General features: G+C 61.5%; 1 protein-coding gene. It reads left to right on the top strand.

Annotated features, from left to right (window positions below; all coding sequences use genetic code 11):
* Positions 1-478: hypothetical protein (locus ACWTU8_RS32465; protein WP_455851330.1), on the top strand; the 478-nt coding region annotated here is incomplete at both ends.

The following is a 478-nucleotide window of genomic DNA, read 5'->3' as shown; positions in this document are numbered from 1 at the left end:
CGACGGCCCATACCGGACGCGCCGGCTGATCAAGCAATTCCTGCTCAAGCGGCAGTCCTTCTCGCCTTCGTCGTGGCCGGCCTTGCTCGGCGCGCTGCGCCAGATTTTGCAGACGCGTGGACTGAACCCGGGCAACGCCTTCGAAGACTGGGTTCGCGGCGTTCTGGCTGAGCGCGGCCTGCGAACCGTCGACGACCTGTTTGCCCGGTTGAAGACGATCTCGATACAGTTGAACGCGGCCATAGATGCCGTCAAGAAGCTCGGAAAACAGCCCCTGTCATCGCTGGAACCTGTCGAAGACGAAGGGAGACACCTGCTTCAGGTGATGGCGGCCTGCACACCGATCGGCGTGAAATTCCAGTTTCCCGAAGATGTCAGATATCTCTCAGGCGAGACCAGCTCGAACTCGCCGGCGGCACTTGTGCGGGCGTCGATGTCGATCCCGTTCTTCTTCGGGCCAGCCACTTTCGGCGTCAAC

Source organism: Mesorhizobium sp. BHbdii (assembly GCF_053848045.1).
This window is presented reverse-complemented; position numbering and strand designations above follow the sequence as displayed.